Here is a 16,780-nt window from a genome sequence, read left to right on the forward strand (position 1 = left end):
ATTATATAGTTAGATCATTTTCAGATTTGAGTCGGAAGCCTACTTGTGCCATATCTGCAATAATTATTACTATAAAGCCAAGTAATGTAAACATAAAATCCATCAAAATAATTCCCATCATTATGTTTGGGTCGCCTCCACTTTGAACTCTTATAATATCTAAAACGGTCATCAAAACGCCTGAGAAGAAAAAGATGTATCCAGCAACTCGCATCAATTTTTTTGAACTCTCAGTAAAGTAGCCGTGTTTGATAATTTCTTGAAGGCATTTGATACTTACCAGTAGTCCTGAGAAAATCACTAGATTTTGAAAGCTTAGAATGTACTTGTTATACGAACCATACACAAGTTGATCATCAACAGAATTAATTGCTGCCCTTATATTGTCAAAAAATATAAAGTTGGAAAGAGCGCCTATTAAATAGAAAATTGCTGTTAGCATACTTACCAAATACAGGATTTTAATTTTTTTCATAATTCATTTTATTATCGTTTTACAATAACAAATATATAAAAATTATTGAAAAACAATAATTTTATTTGAAATTTGCGCATAAAAAATCCCCAGCACTATTTTTAGTTCTGGGGATATAATCTATAAAAACTATCTTTTTATTTTTCTTGAAGCCAGTATTTTCTAAGCTTACTAGGTTTTTTTCTTGGGTTAGGATTCATTGTTATTGTGTAGGTGGGGTCTGCGCTTACGGTTAGTTTAGTTGTAAGTTTTCTGCCAAATCGCTCATAGTTTACAGCTATCGTCTGTCCTACGGTAAGTGAATTCAAATAAGTTTCATAAGATTCACTAGTTCTTAACTCCGTGCCATCTAGTGCAGTAATAAGATCACCTTCGTTAAGGCCTGCAGTATAGGCGGGTGTTCGTTTTGAGGTAGCTCCTGCAATGCGTAATCCAGTTTCGGTGGAATTTACTCGTATTCCTAGGTATGGCTTTGCTTCATCTTGTGTGATTGTGAGTCCCGCATTGGTAAGTAGGTTTTGATAATCTGGCATTTGACTATCATAAATATATTGAGAGAAGAACGTTTTCGCGAAAGCGTCACCCGCATACTCAGCTAATACATTCTCAAGATCTTGTATAGAATAAGAGATTTCCTTTTTTCCAAACTGATTCCACACCGCTTTGAAATAATCGTCAAGATTAAGTCCTTGCTGGCGTAGTGAGAGGTCAAGCGCAAGCCCGAGTACACTTCCATAAGAGTAGTATGAGATAAAAGTATTGTTTCTATTTACAGGATCTACAGAGGTCGCGGCATCTACAAAGGGCGCCTGGTAGCTCATCTCAATCGGGTTAAAATAGTCACGGGCAGGTGAATTCCATACATAGTTAAACGTCCCGTTGAGACTTTTTACATAGTCTTCACTAATGATAACACCAGCGCGCGCAAGTATAAGATTTGTGTAATAGCTTGTAAAACCTTCGGCAAACCAAAGTGAGCCACTCATATTGGCCGCTGTAAAGTCAAAAGGCTCTAAATCTGCTGGGCGTATGCGCTCTACATTCCATGAGTGGAAAAACTCGTGAGATACAGTGCCTATGTTTCCTTCCATTCCTCCTGCAGCTAGTGATTCTCTGTCTGTAAGTATCGTGCTGTTGCGGTGTTCCATCCCATCGCCAGATACGTGAGGAGCGTAACAGGCAAGAAAGGTGTACTCGCCAAAATCATAGGCAGGTAACTCTCCAAACACTTCTTTTTGTGCCAGCACAATAGCTTTTACCTTTTTCCAGTAGGCGTCAAAATCTTCTGGGGTATCATCACTATGTAATGCAAAACGTATGTTCTGACCATCTACTGTAAATTCTCTAAGCTTATATTCACTTACCTCTGTAGGGCTGTCTAAGAAGTATTGTAAGTTTGGTGCACTGTAACGTGCGTCGTCTATTTTTTTAAGTTGGCTCGCTACTTTCCAATTCAAATCTTTCCTTAGCTTAAAATCTATCTCAATAGGACGGTGGTCTTCTCCCTCCATAAACATGAACGTTGCTGGCATATTGAGGTGTGCGTGCGACTCATCTACTTGTGAGTACGTGCCGTCTGCTCTATTTGCAAATAGTGTGTATGATACGTTTACCTCTCCATCATGATCTTTAATCTCCCACGAGTATGGATCTGGGCGTGTTGCTTCTAGCGCTTCTCCCTTGCTATTTGTAGCCTTAAAATTAAAAACGTTTTTTGCAAACTCGTGTATCGCATAGCGTCCTGGTGAGGATCTACTCATACGCACTACTACAGTCTTTTTCTTGAGTTCAGGAAAAGTGATAGCTATCTGTGCTTCATGGTGGTGAGCATTATCAAAAGATATCTCGTACGCATTAGTTTGTCCATAACAAAAGCCAGTGAGTAAAAGGGCAACACATAAAAATCTCATAGTAGCATATTTAGAATTTAAAAGTAAGAAACTAAGATCACTTCCGTGGTGTATATATGTCAAACCCGTGAAGTATCTTTACCTTATGTTACCAGAAAAATTACAGAAAAAACTTATCATACGCAGAGACAGTGATTCTTTAAGAACACTTAATACTTCGTCAGGTATGGTGGATTTTTCATCTAACGATTATTTGGGTTTTTCTAGTAGCCTTCCTATTGCTAGAAATATTGCCCAGCGAGCACAAGAAATCTTAGACGAACATCACATTATTGCAAATGGTGCCACCGGTAGCCGACTGCTGTCCGGTAATCATACTCTTTATAGTCAGGCAGAGACCTTAATTGCGGGTATTCATAATAGTGAGACTGCTCTTATATTTAATAGCGGTTATGATGCAAATATTGGCTTTTTCCAAAGCGTGCCACAGCGCGGTGATCTCATTCTTTACGATGAATTTATACACGCTAGTATACGTGATGGCATCCAGATGAGCCTTGCTAGAGGTTATAAGTTTAAACACAATGATATTGCAGATATAGAAGCCGTAGTTAATCGTCTTAAAGCGATGCATCATCTAGATGATCAAGAAACTACAACGGCTATATATCTTGTTACGGAATCTGTTTTCTCAATGGATGGTGATACGCCAGATCTAACTGCTATTTCTCAAATTTGTAAAAAACATCACATCTACCTAATAGTAGATGAAGCTCATGCAACGGGTGTTATAGGTAAAAAGGGACTTGGTTTAGTGCAGGAGTTGGCGCTAGAAAACGAGGTTTTTGCTCGTATTATCACTTTTGGAAAAGGCATGGGAGCACATGGAGCAGCGATTTTATGCAGCGAGCCATTGCGCGCGTATCTTATTAATTTTGCTAGATCATTTATCTATACCACGGGATTGCCGCCGCATTCCATCGCTATAATAATGGCGGCTTACGAGCAATTAGATGCACGAAGCAATGCGCAGTTGCTAGCAGTGGGGAATTTACAGCAACTTATAAGTCACTTCAATAGTCTTCTCAAAAAAACAGGACTTGATAGCTTATTTATAGAGAGTGACTCTGCCATACACTGTGCTGTGGTGATGGGTAATGAAAAGGTTAGAACGCTTTCGCGAAAGCTTGAAAAAGAAAATTTTGAAGTGAAGCCTATTTTATCGCCCACAGTTCCAGAAGGTCAAGAGCGCTTGCGTGTTTGTTTGCACGCATATAATACCAAAGAAGAAATAACAGCATTGCTGGCTATTTTAAAAGCGCAGTTATAGCTTATTAATGTGTAATGTGAAGATTATATTTGTGCTATGTCAAACACATTTGTAACCATTGCTCAGTTTCAATACTCAAGTGAAGCTCAAATTTTTAAAGGTCGTTTACTTGCAGAAGGTATTCATGCCTTTCTAGCAGATAATTATACAATAGATACAGATCCGCTAGTGAGTAATGCCATTGGTGGTGTAAAACTACGAGTGCCTGCAGATCAAGAGTCAAGAGCGAAAGAAATCTTAAGTGAAATCTCAGAGTATTCTGTTACCGAAGATGGTTCGCCTGTACATTGTCCTAATTGCAATAGTGAGGAAGTTGCACTTTTTACAACCGTTTCAGATATTAGATCTCTAGGGGCTTTTCTCCTAGGTTTTATTTTTGGCGCGCTTCCATTTTACACGAAATACGAGTATCGCTGTGATAACTGTAAAACAAAATTTAATGAAACCAAATAAGACATATTTTATAACAGGAATCTCTACAGACGTAGGAAAGACGGTAGCTGCAGCAATAGTGACACAGTCACTAGAGGCAGATTACTGGAAGCCAATACAGGCTGGAGATCTTGATAATAGTGATACACATAAAGTAAAGCGACTAGTTAATAATGAAATATCGCAATATCACGATAATAGTTATTCGCTCAAGACACCTATGAGTCCGCACGCTGCGGCAGAGATTGATGGCATTACCGTTACTCCCGCCTCTATAAAACGTCCTGAAACGACAAGACCTCTCGTAATAGAAGGAGCTGGTGGTATACTCGTGCCTATAAATGAAACAGAAACCATAGCCGATTTAATAGTGCCTTCAGATAAAGTAATTGTTGTGTCTCGTCATTATCTTGGAAGTATAAATCACACTTTATTGACGGTCGAGCTACTCAAAGCAAGAGGACTTGCTGTGGCGGGAATTATTTTTTCTGGAGAAGAGCATCCTACAACGGAAGCAATCATTGAGAAAATGACTGGTGTTACCATCATAGGTCGCATTGATGAAGAACCTTATTTTGATGAAAATGTAATAGCAGAATATGCAGAACTTTTTCGCGAAAGCTTACAGGCCTTATAAATCTCTACTAACTAGGGATTTTAGATAATCAACTCCTTAGCTAACTTTACTCAAAAATTACTACTGTGACTACTCAAGAAAAAGATAAAAAACATCTCTGGCATCCACTTACTCAGCATCAGACTGCGCAGGACCCTGTTGTAATTACGAGAGCAAAAGGAGCGGTAATGTATGATGAGCAGGGTAAGGAATATATAGATGGGATTGCCTCATGGTATACAGCCATGTATGGTCACGGCAATGAGCATATTACAATGGCAATGCATAAGCAGATGCAGGCGCTAGATTTTGTAATGTTTAGTGGCTTTACACATCCTCCAGCAATCACCCTTGCCGAAAAACTAATGGAGATACTACCAGAAAATCAAGAGAAGATTTTCTTTAATGATAACGGCTCTACAGCGGTTGAGGCAGCTATAAAAATGGCCATCCAGTTGTATCACAATAAAGGAGATAAGAGAGATACGCTTATCGCATTTGAAGACGGTTTTCATGGAGATACCTTTGGGGCGATGAGCGCATCTGGATTGAGCTCATACAACGGACCTTTTGAGGATTTTTTACTTAAAGTTGTTAGAATTCCTACGCCTCAAGAAGATAATCTAGAGGAAGTGATGGCTAAGCTTGAAGCCATACTCACATCAAATAAGTGCGCCGCTTTTATTTTTGAGCCATTAGTCCAAGGAGCTGCCGGAATGAAATTTCACTCTGTAAATGGTCTTGATGCGTTAGTCAAACAATGTCGTGAGGCAAATGTGCTCACCATTGCAGATGAAATCATGACTGGTTTTGGGAAAACGGGAACCATTTTTGCTTGTGACCAGTTGGGAAACAAGCCAGATATAATGTGCCTGAGTAAAGCACTGACTGCAGGGATGTTTCCGCTAAGTATTACAAGTTGTACGCAGGCAGTTTTTGATAGCTTTTTGAGCGACGAGGTGCACAAAGGCTTTTTTCATGCACACACATTTAGTGCGCACCCTGTAGGCTGCGCCGCTGCAATTGCAGGGATGGAAGTGTTGCAAAGCTCAGAAATCACAGATAGTCGTAAGCGTATAGAAAAAGCACATCAAGTATTTGCACAGCAAGTAGTAACACACCCTAAAGTGCGAGATGTACGCACAAAAGGTGTAATCATAGCCATAGATCTCAACATAGAAATGGAACGCTATGGGAATTTACGAGATGAGCTGTACCAATTTTTTATGAAACGTGGCGTGGCACTTAGACCGCTAGGAAATACAGTTTATGTACTACCTCCGTATGTGATAACAGATAGTGAACTCACTCAGGTTTATACAGCAATACAAGAGGCTTTAGATCATTTTTAGAGACTACTCTATCGCTTTTGGATCTAGCTCAATTACTTGGTCGCTGCCGTCTATAGTTACATTATAAACTTCGTACACTTTCTTATCATCTTCACCGCTCGTGATAAGATGTATAACGCCGGTTCCATTAGGGCCTTTTATGGGAGTAGTGGCATTACTTCTTTTTTCTCCATTATTAATAGAGATATTAAAACTCCCAAAACCGTCACTTTCTATAGGTTCGCCTAGTACAGCGATCACTTCTTGATTGGATTGAACTTGAATGAGCGCTTCGTCACTTCCAGAGGCTGTTTTAATTTTATTTGCAAAAGCAAAGGCGCCACCTACTATCAAAACGACAGCGATAATGATTACGGTAAGGCATCCTCCTACAGGTACTGCCCACTTCCAATTGCGTTTCCACCAGCTAGGGCGTTCTATAAGTTCGTTTTGATTATCCATTGTGATTGATTTTTAGATAGGTACCGTTTTGGCTGTAAAAGTTACAGAACTTTTCAAGAAAACTTAAAAATAGATGGGGTACGCTTACGCGAAATTGTACTTTTGTAGACGCAAACCAAAATTCAATTATACTTTGAAAACTCCCATAGCCATTACCGGTCTAGGTTCTATCTCTCCATTAGGTTCAAATGCTGAAGAGCAGTGGAACGCATACCAAGAAACAACTACAAAAATTACTTGGGAAGAAGATTTAGAAGCATTTACGGCAAGGTTAACACCTGAAGGGCAAAAAGCCATCCAAGCTATACGTCGAGAAGATAAAAACTATTTACGCATAGATCCATCTGTTCTTTATGCTATATACGCAGGAAGAATAGCTGTAACACAAGCAGGATGGAAAGACGGCGATTTTGGAATTAATGTAGGGTCATCAAGAGGAGCAACGCAGCTTTTTGAAAAGTTTTTTGAGACGTATAAGGAACGTAATATTGTACCTACGCAAGCATCTCCGTCTACCACACTAGGTAATATATCTTCATGGCTAGCAAATGATTTAAAATCTAACGGTCCAGATATCTCTCATTCTATTACTTGTAGTACAGCGTTACACTCTTTACTCAATGGAGTAGCATGGTTACAATCTGGAATGGCCAAAAAGTTTCTAGTAGGAGGTTCTGAGGCAGCACTTACGCCATTTACAATTGCTCAAATAAGAGCAATGAAACTTACACCTACAGAAGAGGGGACAAGTGCATACCCTAGTATGGCACTCAATCTTTTTAAGAAAAATAATACAATGGTACTAGGCGAAGGCGCAGCAATGGCCTGTCTAGAGCTTGGTAAAAAGAAAAATGCACTTGCATATGTTACAAGTGTAGGGTATGCTACAGAAAAGCTAGAACACGCAGTTTCTATTTCAAGTGAAGGTGAGTGTTTTCAGAAGTCTATAGCTATGGCACTTGATGGTATTGATCTATCAGAAATAGATGCTATTGTAATGCATGCTCCTGGGACTATTAAAGGAGATACCTCTGAGATGGCAGCTATAAAGAAAGTTTTTGGAGAAGAGGTACCTATGCTTACTACTAATAAATGGAAAATAGGACACACTTTTGGTGCAAGTGGCTTGTTAAGCCTAGAGCTTGCTATAAAAATGCTACAAGAACAACGTTTTATAGGAGTGCCTTATCTTAAAGATAAATCTAAGGATAGCGAACTCAAAAAGATACTTGTGAATGCTGTTGGTTTCGGAGGAAACGCGGTAAGTATTATTGTTGAGAAAGCTTAGGCGAATGGTGTGCACTTTTTCGCGAAAGCGTAATTAGAACCACCATATCTTCTATTACATGAGCAAGGGTTATTAAAATCAAAAAAATCAAGCAATAGCCGTTTACTTGCTTAAGACTATTTCATATTTTTACGTTATGACAGAAATAAGACACAACTGGACCAAAGAGGAAATACTCGCTATTTATAATAAACCGATGATGGAGCTTTTATATGAAGCTGCAACTACACATCGCGAGCATCACGATCCTAATACAGTACAAGTTTCTACATTACTTTCTATAAAAACTGGTGGATGTCCAGAAGATTGTGGGTATTGCCCGCAAGCTGCGAGATATCACACAGACATAGAGGGGAATGATTTAATGTCTGTACAGCAAGTTAAAGCACAGGCATTAAGAGCAAAATCATCTGGTAGTTCTCGTGTATGCATGGGTGCAGCGTGGCGTAATGTAAAAGATGGACCAGAATTTGACAACGTGCTAGAAATGGTGCGCACGATTAATAAGCTTGATATGGAAGTGTGCTGTACGCTAGGTATGGTAACCGAGAATCAAGCAGAACGCCTTGCAGAAGCAGGATTATATGCATACAATCATAACTTAGATACCTCAGAAGATTACTATAAAGATGTAATCTCTACGAGAGCTTTTGAGGATCGTCTCGATACTATCTCAAACGTGCGTAAAACAAATGTTACGGTATGTTCTGGTGGAATTATAGGAATGGGTGAAGCAATAGAAGATAGAGCAGGAATGCTTGTGGCGCTTGCAAAACTTGATCCGCAGCCAGAATCTACGCCTATAAACGCACTTGTTGCAGTACCTGGAACTCCAATGGAGGATATTGATCCTATCTCAATCTGGGAGATGATACGTATGGTAGCAACTACGAGAATTGTATTGCCACAAACACAAGTGAGACTATCTGCAGGTAGAACAGATATGAGTAGAGAGGGGCAGGCAATGTGCTTCTTTGCTGGTGCAAATTCTATTTTTGCAGGAGATAAGCTTCTTACTACACCTAATCCAGATGTAAATGAGGATATGAAGATGTTTGACCTACTAGGTCTTACTCCTCAAAAACCATTTGTAAAGAAAGCTCAGCCAGCATCTGTAGAGGCGGTAGACTCAAAATATGAATCATTAGGAGAGAAACCTAAATGGTCAAGACCTGGACACAAAATTGACAGAAACGAAGAAGCAAAGCTTGCAGGAAAATCTTTGAAATAAAGAGAACTGCAGTTTTGAAATTATCGTAGGTATATAACATAGTTTTATACTAAGCACTAACTCCCTGATGGGAGTTAGTGCTTTTAGGTGTTTAACTATTAAGGTTAATTAATTCTATTTCACATGCAGTTACAAGCCATTCCTAGAGTACATTCTATAACGAAGAAGGAGTTCGTAAGAGATTACGTAAAGCCTCAAAAACCTGTGGTTATTGAGCATCTTGTAGATGACTGGGATGCATATGAGAAATGGCGTCTTTCTTACATCAAGGAGGTAGCTGGAGACAAAGAAGTACCTCTTTATGATGACAGGCCTGTAAAGCATGATGAAGGTTTTAACCAGGCTCATGCTACCATGAGTATGAGCGATTATATAGATTTACTTAAAAAAGGACCTACTAATTATCGCATCTTCTTGTATAACCTCATGAAAGAGGTTCCCTCTCTTAAAAACGATTTTAAGTTTCCTAAAATAGGCTTGAGACTTCTCAAGCAGATACCTATGCTCTTTTTTGGAGGAGAAGGAAGTAAGGTATTTATGCATCATGATATAGATTGGGCAAATATTTTGCATTTTCATTTTGAAGGAAGAAAGCAATGTGTATTATTCCCTCCTAGTGAAACACCTAACCTTTACAAAGTACCTTATTCTCTAATTACAAGAGAGGATATCAACTTTGATAATCCAGATTATAAGAAGTTCCCTAAGCTAAAAAAAGCTAAAGGGTTTATATGCCATCTCAACCATGGTGAGACCTTATATATGCCAGAAGGATACTGGCACTACATGAAGTATGAAACGCCTGGATTTAGTATGAGTTTAAGAGCGCTTCCGCGAAATTTTTCTAACCTTAGAAAAGCACTGTATAATGTTTTTTATATGAGGCATTATGACAATTTCATGAGACGCCGAAAGGGTCAAGATTGGATAGATGAAAAAAATAAGAAAGCACTATTATAGCTTTCAATCCGTATGCGATGTAGTAAATTATTAACTTTTATTAATAGTTTACTTAAACATAGATGTCAAATCAGGTGTTTGGTCGCTTTAATCTAATTTTTTATCGAATAAATATTTTTTTTTACAATTTTACTGCAATGAGTCGTCAACTTTTTGTTATTTGTGAGGAATTCAAATATCCCCTAGCATTAGCATGATGAAAGTCCTCCTTATAGACGACGATAAAGCTGTAAACTTTTTCAATCAACACGTCGTTATTAAGCACAACTCCTTTGAGCATATTAAAACTGTTCAAAGCGGACAAGAAGGTCTTACTTTTCTGTCTAAAGTAGAATTAGGAGAAGCCACAAAGCCAGATCTTATTTTCTTAGATATAAATATGCCAGCTATGAATGGCTGGGAATTCTTAGACGAATATGAAAAGATGTGTCCAGATTTTAGAAAAGATATTAAAGTAATCATTCTTTCTAGTTCTTCAAATCCAGAACATGTAAACAAGACAATTCAAAACTATAAGGTTATTGACTTTATTAATAAGCCCCTGTCCTTTGATATACTTGATCATGTGTTGAAGGTTTATAGCAACGTATTGTCTACGAGTACTCAAAATAATCCACTAGTTTGACTTATAAAGCCTTAATAGTAGATGATAGCAAACCAATAACGTTCTTCAATAAAATAATTTTAGAGAGGTCCTCGCGTTTTTCTGAAATTTTGGTAGCTGTAAATGGAGAAGAGGCGATGAAGATATTAGACACAGAATTTAATCCTGACTTTATCTTTTTGGATCTTAATATGCCTGTTATGAATGGGTGGGAGTTTTTAGATACATACCACCAGAGAAAAGCTAGAAATAGTCAAATAATAATGCTTTTAGGAACTATGCCGTCACAAGAGAATCAAGATAGATTGAATTCTTATGATTGCATTAAAGGAGTTAGAGAGAAGATGCTTTCTAATACAGTACTTACAGAAATAATCAATAATACCTTAGCTGTAGAGTTAAGATCATAAATTACCCCTAGTTAATGTCTTTTTTATCAAAGATTACATTATTTATTGCGTGCATAGTATCTTCTCTTAGCTTCGCTCAATCTAGAGCTACGATAGAAGGAGTGGTTACAGATAATTTTGGGATACTACCAGGTACTACTATTAGTATAGAAGGTTATAATAAGAGCACCCAGACAGATATTAATGGAGCATTTTCTTTTCAAGTAGATGAAGGAGAGTATGTATTATCTGCAAGTTTTGTAATGTATAATGTACTTTATAAAACAGTTGTAGTGAAAGCTGGTGAAACACAAAAAGTAAACTTTAAATTAGAGACAGGTTTCTCTGTAGATGAGCCTATCTCTCTAGGTACAAGATCTGATCCTGTTTCCTCATTTCAGAACACGGCTTCTGTAGATATCATATCACCACAACAAATCACAAACTCTTCTCAAATAGAGTTGAGCCAAATATTACATTACCTCTCACCCTCATTTTATTCAACCAGACAAACCATTGCAGATGGTACAGATCACATTGATCCAGCGACACTACGAGGACTAGGTACAGATCAAGTTCTTGTCCTTATCAATGGAAAAAGAAGACATAATAGTTCTTTGCTCAATGTGAATGGTACCATAGGTCGAGGTGCCGTTGGTACGGATTTTAATGCTATCCCCATAAGTGCTATAGAGCGTATTGAGATACTAAGAGATGGAGCGACTTCTCAATATGGATCTGATGCTATTGCAGGGGTTATCAACATCATCCTCAAAAACCAAACGAATGCTGTTTCTTTAAAAAATTTATTAAAAGTTAATGAAGAAGGAGATGGTCTCACACAATTTGCAGGAGCAAATTTTGGTATGAAGTTAGGTAAGGAAGGCCTTTTAAATATTACAGGTGAATATAGAAAACGAGAGGCTACCAATAGAGCGGGTAACTATACGGGACGTGTTTATGTAGATAATGAAGAAGAGGATAATGCACTTATAGTTCAGAACAATTTCTTTGATCAAACAGGTTATTCAGATAGGCAAGTAATGCAGGTAGGTAATTCCGAAACTCAGAATCTAGCCATTCATTTTAATGGAGAAATAAAAGTATCAGACAGTGCTCAAGTATACCTTCATGGTGGACGAAATTATAGAGAAGGAAAATCTGCTGGCTTTTATAGATTTCCTAAAGATGAAGATCGCGTAATTACAAGCTTATTTCCTAACGGGTTTTCTCCAGAAATCTTAACAGATATTCAAGATGATGCCGTGACATTAGGTTTGAGAGGAAGTAAGCATAATTGGGATATTGATTTTAGTCATACTATAGGGATGAATTCTCTTGATTATACCATTAACAATTCTAACAATGCGTCATTAGGAATTGCGTCACCTACTACTTTTTATGCTGGAGGATTTTTGTATAGTCAGAATACATCAAACTTAGACCTATCAAAATCTTTTGATTGGAGGTCAGGTCTTAATTTCTCTTTTGGAGCAGAGTTAAGGGTAGAAAATTATCAGATAGGAGCAGGAGAAGAAGCATCATATATAAATGGCGGTAGTGTTTTTACTAATAGTGAGGGTCTTGAGGAGCCAAGAATAGCAGGAGCACAAGTTTTTCCTGGAATTCAACCAGAAAATGAACTTAATAAATTTAGAACAAACAGCTCGTTTTACGTAGATATTGAGGCAAATGTTAATGATAAGTGGCTCATACAACTTGCCGCCAGAAATGAGCTTTATAATGACTTTGGGAGTCAAGTGATTTGGAAAGTGGCTTCTCGATATAAGTTATCTAATAATACAAGTTTGAGAGGTGGTATTGCTACAGGTTTTAGGGCACCATCGCTACATCAAGTATTTTTTCAAAATATAAGCACGCAGTTTATTGACGGTAATATTTTGCAGGTAGGTACTTTTAATAATGAAAGCGCACTGACTGCTCAAGCTTTTAATGTAGATAGACTAAGTCCGGAATTATCAAATCACTATAGCATAGGTTTAAGTAGTAAGATAAGCTCAAATTTTTCGCTTGCACTTGACTATTACTACATAGCAATAAAAGACAGAATTGTACTCTCAGGACTCATATCTGATGGTTATGAAGACATTCTTGAACCATTTGGAGTTGGAGCAGCTCAGTTCTTTACAAATGCAATAGATACAGATACCCAAGGTGTAGATCTAGCATTAGTTTATAAAAACAACGTAGGTAATGGTGATCTAGAGAGTTCTTTAGGTTTTAATATCAATAGCACCACTGTAAGTAAAGATATAAGAGTGCCCATAGCTTTTGAGGGAGCAGAAGAAGTCATATTTAGTAGAGAAGAAATTGGGAGGCTAGAGAAAGGACAGCCCAAGTATAAATTGAGCTGGAGAAGTTTTTATGATATTGATAAGTTTAAAATTCACTTCAATAATACATTGTTTGGACCTGTAGAATATTTCCACCCAGATGATGGAAATAGCGACAACTGGGTTGTAAATGACTTTACAGGAAATGTAGAGTCCCGAGATCAAAAGTTTTCGGCAAAGGTTCTTACAGATTTCTCTATTCATTATCAGTTCCACTCACGAGTAAGTGCTGCTATAGGAGGGAATAATATTTTTAATGTGTACCCAGATAAACACACGCATTCATCAAATACGAGCAACGGTAATTTTACCTATAGTAGACGAGTAGGCCAGTTTGGAGTACAGGGTAGAAATTACTTTGTGAGTTTATCTCTAAGCTTATAAAAAGGATGTGTTATTCATGAAAGATTTCAAACTATTAACGGCACTTAAGATTATGGTCGCCTTAATAATCTTTGGGTCTTCTGCTCAAATTCAAGCGCAGACTAATGTTGAACAAGTCGCTAGAGTGCAACGAGCTATTTATGTTTATAATATTGCTCAACAAGTAAACTGGTCATCTCAATCTGGAGATACCTTTAAGATAGGAGTTTTGGGTCCTGATAGAACTATTATCGACTTTAAGTCAATAGCTCAAAAACGACAAATACAATCTAAACCGGTTGAGATTATCAATTTTCTTTCTGTAAAAGATATAGCTGGTGTAGATGTATTGTACGTCAACAAAAAGTACAATTTCCAAATGCCTTATATTCTTCAGTCTATCGAGGGAAAGGGAATATTAGTAATATCTGAGGGCTATGCATTTAATGATTCAATGATTAATATTATTAGAGTTGGAAATACATTTAGACATCAAATTAACGAAGAGTTACTGCGCAGTAATGACTTTGTTATTGCTCCTTCCTTAAAATTTTACGCCATTAAAACTTCACAAAAGTGGCAATCACTTTTTATAGAAGCACAAGACTCACTTAATCTAGCTAAGCAAAATTCAAAGAGAAAGGACTCTTTAATTATAGCACATCAAAGAGAGATTAATAGTAAGAATGAAATCATAGACACGATTCAAGAGATTGTAAAATTAAAGAATAACTCTATTCAAGATTTGCTCGATGAGGATGAGATTCAAAAACAGACCTTAGAAGAAAAGCAAGAAATTGCAAAAGAACTGGAAATAGAAAATGAATCTCAACTAGAAGAACTTGAAAGAAGACAGCGCATTTTAGTTCAAAATGCAGAAGAAATAGAGCGCAATCAAGATAGTATAGATAATCAAAACTTAAATCTCAGTGTCCAGAAAAAAGCGCTTGATGAGCAGTCTGTAGAGCTATCTCTTAGAGAGAACATCAACTGGCTTTTAGGAATCATCGCCTTCTTATTTCTAGTTGCAGGATTTATAATTTATAAGAATTACCAAAGTAAAAGCAAACTTGCAAAACAGCTTGTATTGCAAAATGCAAAGATACTAGCCCAGGCAGAAGAACTCAGTCAGAAAAATGAAGACCTCGAGCAGTTTGCCTACATCGCAAGCCATGATTTACAAGAACCTCTCAATACCATATCAAGCTTCATTGGGCTCATAAGGAATGATTATAGTGCACAGTTTGACGATTTAGGCAATCAGAGTCTTGAATTTATAGAAGAGGCAAGTGAGAGGATGGCAAAGCTTATAAATGTGTTGCTAGAATACTCACGCATAGGTAAGACTAGAAGTTTTACGGAGGTAGATTGTAACAAGATGGTACAAGACTTAGAGAAGGATATTTATGCACTCATAAAAAGGAAAAATGCAACTATTACATATTCCAATCTTCCTACCCTAATGGGTTCTGAAATTGAGCTGCGCTTGTTGTTTCAAAACTTAATCACAAACGCTTTAAAGTTTTGTGCAGAGGATACATCACCTACATTACATATCGAAGTGAGCGAGACTGCGAGCCTAGAGAACCCTAATGAGAAGATGTGGCAATTCTCTTTTAAAGACAATGGGATAGGTATTCGTAAAGATCATCAGGAGCGTATTTTTTCTATCTTTCAGCGATTGCATACTAAAGATCAATATAAGGGCACCGGAATAGGGCTTGCGCATTGTAAAAAGATTGTTGGGATACACAAAGGAAATATTTGGGTGACTTCAAAAATTAATAAAGGAAGTACTTTTTATTTTACAATCCCTATGAGTCCTGAAGTTGTGTAATGTGATTATGTACGCTTTCGCGAAAGCGTAACTACAAGTAACACACACTACATTTATTACTCGCTACACGTAATTTAATTAAATTGCGAGATACTAGATATTGCTTTAAAACTAAACCTGCATCTATGAAACTTACTTCAACGTATTGGAATAATCGCTATGCAGAGGGAAGCACAGGCTGGGATTTAAAGGAAATCTCTCCACCTATCAAAGCATACCTCGATCAATTAGAAAATAAGGAATTAAAGATTTTAATTCCTGGTGGCGGTTATAGTCATGAAGCGCAGTACTGTTGGGAGCAGGGATTTAAAAATGTGTATGTAGTAGACTTTTCTCAACTTGCATTAGAAAATTTGAAACAGAGAGTGCCAGATTTTCCTAGTTCGCAACTTATACAAGATGATTTTTTTAAATACAGCGGGCAGTTTGATGTAGTCATAGAGCAAACGTTTTTCTGTGCACTACAACCAGAATTAAGACCTGCTTACGTCGCACATATGCGCACATTGCTTAAACCAAAAGGTAAACTTGTAGGCTTACTTTTTAACTTCCCACTCACCGAAAAAGGACCACCATACGGAGGAAGTGTAGCGGAATATGAAAACTTGTTCTCAAAACATTTTGATATTCAAAAAATGGAGACTTCCGATAACTCAGTAGCTGCTCGTGCAGATAAGGAGTTATTTATCAAAATGGTAAAAAAGTAAACTAGTTAATACCACAACACAATGATCGTACAACTTGCAGAAGGAACTATTAAAACCAAGTATGGTGTCTATAAAGAAATTCTCTTTTATGACGGTGTCAAGGAGTGTCACGCGCTAGTGATGGGAGATGTCTCGGGAGAAGAAGATGTGCTATGCAGAGTGCATTCTTCTTGCATATTTGCTCATCATTTTAATAGTATAGAATGTGATTGCCGTGAGCAGATGGAAATCTCGCAACAGCTTATAGAACGTGAAGGAAAGGGTATTGTAATCTGGCTAGAACAAGAGGGCAAGGGCAATGGACATTATGCACTACTCAATACACTGCCACTTAAAAAGCAAGGAATGGCTCAAGCAGATGCTTACGAGGCTGTAGGTTTCCGTAAGGATAATCGTGATTTTAGCGCAGCTGCAAAAATTTTAAAATACCTAGAAGTGAGTTCTATCACAATGATTACGGGTAATGAGAAGAAAACCAAAACCCTCACAGATCTTGGTATTACTGTAAGTGGTATTCAAGCTACGGAGTTGTAATATGAGTACGCTTTCGC

Annotated in this window: 16 protein-coding genes; 13 read left to right on the forward strand and 3 right to left on the reverse strand. The window is 37.5% G+C overall.

Features of this window, described 5'->3' with window-relative positions; genetic code table 11:
* Window position 1: 1 nt before the first annotated feature.
* Together DCS32_RS07380 and DCS32_RS07385 are read right to left on the reverse strand one after the other, a co-directional pair.
* Window positions 2-442 (reverse strand): DUF2975 domain-containing protein, encoded by a 441-nt coding sequence (locus DCS32_RS07380; RefSeq protein WP_162533613.1) that lies wholly within the window; start codon window positions 440-442, stop codon window positions 2-4.
* A 170-nt stretch (window positions 443-612) separates the two neighbouring features.
* Complete coding sequence (locus DCS32_RS07385) at window positions 613-2,385, reverse strand: M61 family metallopeptidase (protein WP_108877683.1); 1,773 nt, start codon at window positions 2,383-2,385, stop codon at window positions 613-615.
* An 85-nt stretch (window positions 2,386-2,470) separates the two neighbouring features.
* Between DCS32_RS07385 and DCS32_RS07390 the strand changes: the two genes are divergently transcribed.
* The 4 genes from DCS32_RS07390 to bioA all read left to right on the forward strand — a co-directional run bounded on the left by DCS32_RS07390 (window position 2,471) and on the right by bioA (window position 6,055).
* Window positions 2,471-3,655 carry an aminotransferase class I/II-fold pyridoxal phosphate-dependent enzyme gene (locus tag DCS32_RS07390; protein WP_108877684.1) on the forward strand — a complete coding sequence of 395 codons (1,185 nt, stop codon included), beginning with the start codon at window positions 2,471-2,473 and terminating at the stop codon, window positions 3,653-3,655.
* Window positions 3,656-3,691: 36 nt separating this feature from the next.
* The gene (locus DCS32_RS07395; protein ID WP_108877685.1) at window positions 3,692-4,108 is read left to right on the forward strand and encodes a DUF2007 domain-containing protein; all 417 of its coding nucleotides are present in this window, start codon (window positions 3,692-3,694) and stop codon (window positions 4,106-4,108) included.
* Window positions 4,095-4,724 (forward strand): dethiobiotin synthase, encoded by a 630-nt coding sequence (gene bioD / locus DCS32_RS07400; RefSeq protein ID WP_108877686.1) that lies wholly within the window; start codon window positions 4,095-4,097, stop codon window positions 4,722-4,724. Before DCS32_RS07395 ends, bioD begins: the two co-directional genes overlap by 14 nt.
* A 65-nt stretch (window positions 4,725-4,789) precedes the next feature.
* Window positions 4,790-6,055, forward strand: coding sequence for an adenosylmethionine--8-amino-7-oxononanoate transaminase (bioA, locus tag DCS32_RS07405; protein WP_108877687.1), 1,266 nt, complete (start codon window positions 4,790-4,792; stop codon window positions 6,053-6,055).
* Window positions 6,056-6,058: 3 nt separating this feature from the next.
* Here bioA and DCS32_RS07410 read toward each other — a convergent pair whose 3' ends face one another.
* Window positions 6,059-6,496: a cytochrome c oxidase assembly factor Coa1 family protein gene (locus tag DCS32_RS07410; RefSeq protein ID WP_108877688.1), complete on the reverse strand. Its 438-nt coding sequence runs from the start codon at window positions 6,494-6,496 to the stop codon at window positions 6,059-6,061.
* A gap of 133 nt (window positions 6,497-6,629) precedes the next feature.
* On the opposite strand from DCS32_RS07410, the gene DCS32_RS07415 reads away from it, so the two are divergent.
* The 9 genes from DCS32_RS07415 to DCS32_RS07455 all read left to right on the forward strand — a co-directional run bounded on the left by DCS32_RS07415 (window position 6,630) and on the right by DCS32_RS07455 (window position 16,763).
* Entirely contained in the window at window positions 6,630-7,784 is a 1,155-nt protein-coding gene (locus DCS32_RS07415) for a beta-ketoacyl synthase N-terminal-like domain-containing protein (RefSeq protein WP_239057578.1), read from the forward strand.
* Window positions 7,785-7,920: 136 nt separating this feature from the next.
* The gene (bioB, locus tag DCS32_RS07420; protein ID WP_108877690.1) at window positions 7,921-9,015 is read left to right on the forward strand and encodes a biotin synthase BioB; all 1,095 of its coding nucleotides are present in this window, start codon (window positions 7,921-7,923) and stop codon (window positions 9,013-9,015) included.
* Window positions 9,016-9,138: 123 nt separating this feature from the next.
* A complete protein-coding gene (locus DCS32_RS07425) occupies window positions 9,139-9,975 on the forward strand; it encodes a cupin-like domain-containing protein (protein ID WP_108877691.1) in 837 nt (278 codons plus the stop codon).
* Between the two features lie 193 nt (window positions 9,976-10,168).
* Complete coding sequence (locus tag DCS32_RS07430; protein ID WP_108877692.1) at window positions 10,169-10,600, forward strand: response regulator; 432 nt, start codon at window positions 10,169-10,171, stop codon at window positions 10,598-10,600.
* Window positions 10,597-10,989 carry a response regulator gene (locus DCS32_RS07435; RefSeq protein ID WP_108877693.1) on the forward strand — a complete coding sequence of 131 codons (393 nt, stop codon included), beginning with the start codon at window positions 10,597-10,599 and terminating at the stop codon, window positions 10,987-10,989. The genes DCS32_RS07430 and DCS32_RS07435 overlap by 4 nt, the downstream gene beginning before the upstream one ends.
* A 14-nt stretch (window positions 10,990-11,003) precedes the next feature.
* Complete coding sequence (locus DCS32_RS07440; protein ID WP_108877694.1) at window positions 11,004-13,706, forward strand: TonB-dependent receptor domain-containing protein; 2,703 nt, start codon at window positions 11,004-11,006, stop codon at window positions 13,704-13,706.
* Window positions 13,707-13,722: 16 nt separating this feature from the next.
* The gene (locus DCS32_RS07445; protein ID WP_108877695.1) at window positions 13,723-15,522 is read left to right on the forward strand and encodes a YfiR/HmsC family protein; all 1,800 of its coding nucleotides are present in this window, start codon (window positions 13,723-13,725) and stop codon (window positions 15,520-15,522) included.
* 125 nt (window positions 15,523-15,647) lie between these two features.
* Window positions 15,648-16,229 carry a methyltransferase domain-containing protein gene (locus DCS32_RS07450; protein ID WP_108877696.1) on the forward strand — a complete coding sequence of 194 codons (582 nt, stop codon included), beginning with the start codon at window positions 15,648-15,650 and terminating at the stop codon, window positions 16,227-16,229.
* A gap of 21 nt (window positions 16,230-16,250) precedes the next feature.
* Window positions 16,251-16,763, forward strand: coding sequence for a GTP cyclohydrolase (locus DCS32_RS07455; RefSeq protein WP_108877697.1), 513 nt, complete (start codon window positions 16,251-16,253; stop codon window positions 16,761-16,763).
* The last annotated feature ends 17 nt before the right edge of the window (window positions 16,764-16,780 follow it).

It is taken from the genome of Dokdonia sp. Dokd-P16, assembly GCF_003095655.1.
Classification (GTDB): domain Bacteria; phylum Bacteroidota; class Bacteroidia; order Flavobacteriales; family Flavobacteriaceae; genus Dokdonia.